Source organism: Anabaena sp. WFMT, assembly GCF_051781005.1.
Lineage (GTDB): Bacteria > Cyanobacteriota > Cyanobacteriia > Cyanobacteriales > Nostocaceae > Anabaena.
Map to the genome: position 1 here is coordinate 1 of NZ_JBPWOA010000050.1, position 1,577 is coordinate 1,577.

Genomic DNA, 1,577 nt, shown 5'->3' on the forward strand with positions numbered 1-1,577 from the left:
TTGTAGCGACTGTCTTGAATGTCAAGCGATGCCTGCGGCGGGCGTAGCCATCGCTCTTGTTGACGCAACTGGGGAACGCTCTGCTAGATTGGGAGGTGGTAGGACGGACATAAAGATTTTGGGTTGATAGTCTAGATAGTCGCAGCCCGCCCTACCACTTCACTGCGTCGCCCAATCTTCCCCAGTTGCTAGATCACTCGTGGGGGTAAAAGTTGAATATTCACATCAAGGTTGAGGAAAAATTAATTTTTGTAAGCACAAATAGGAACTCTGACTCATAGAGTAAAAAAGCCGACATAGTTTGTAATGACAAAAAATGAATTTCAGAAATGAAAAAGTTTTAAGCTGGTTGCAAATTATCTTTAGCACCCCAAGGAAGATGATCCCGAACCATCGCATTTAAAATGACTAACATTTTATGAACGCAAGCAGTAAGTGCTAATTTTTTGGGTTTACCACGTTCAACAAGACGCTGATAAAAAGCCTTAATTACAGGATTAAAACGCATGGCAACAACAGCACCCATATAAAGAATAGCACGAACATGAGCGCGACCACCATTAATCATTCGCTTACCTTTATGTTGACCCTACGGGTTCAGCAGTTGCTTTCCGACGCAAGGCGACAGGAACGCACTGCTTCACCACTATCATGATTAATTGGTGCCACACCAACTAAACGAGAAATTTGTTTAGCGGTTAATTGACCTAATTCTGGTAAGTCAGACACCAGAGTGGTAGAAATAACTTGACCAATACCAGGAGTAGTTTTGAGTAAATTGACTTTATCAATCCATTCTTGATTATTTTGGGTCAATTCTTCAATCTCTTGATTAATTTGTTGAAGACGTTTATCCAAATAATCAATATGTGCCTCAATATCTGCTAAAGTTTTACCACGAGAGCGGTCACGGCGATTTTTTTCAGCAGTAGACATCTCAACTAATTGTCTTCTCCTACTAATTAATTCACCCAATTGACGTGCTGTTTCACTTTCAATTGGTAACATAAGTGGTTTCATTGCTTCACCAAAATGTGCCAAAGTCTGTGCGTCAATTGCATCAGTTTTTGCTAACTTACCTGTAGCTTTAGCAAAATCTCTTCCTTGACGCGGATTGATTAATGTTACTGGTAACAGTGCAGACTGCAATTGAATTATTAATTCAGTTTCTAGTCCTCCTGTTGCTTCCAATACGATGAGGTTTACATCATATATTTTAAGTTGCTCAACTAAATTAGATATTTCTATTTCAGTATTAGCAACTTGAAATGCTTTACCTATTGGACGTATGTAAACATCAAGTGTGGCTTTACTTACGTCAATGCCTATCCACTGAGAGATGTTTTCCATTTTTAACTCTCAACTTTTAACTAATTTCTTTTACTCTTTTTCATCCCCTTGATTTCACTCATCCTTGCATGATTCGGGCTATTTTATCTATGTTTTGATTCACAGTATTTACCCCAGGCGACTGTTCGAGTTCTGTCATGGAGATTGTTGTAGTGACCCATGCTACAAAGCGGTCTTTTCTGACCAAGGGTGCGACGGTCTACTACTTCTTCTAATATACAAGGGTG

General features: G+C 39.5%; 1 pseudogene. It reads right to left on the reverse strand.

Annotated elements, in window-relative coordinates:
• Positions 1–340 precede the first annotated feature (340 nt).
• A pseudogene (locus tag ACSQ6I_RS24680) lies at positions 341–1,350 on the reverse strand (IS110 family transposase).
• Positions 1,351–1,577: the final 227 nt, after the last annotated feature.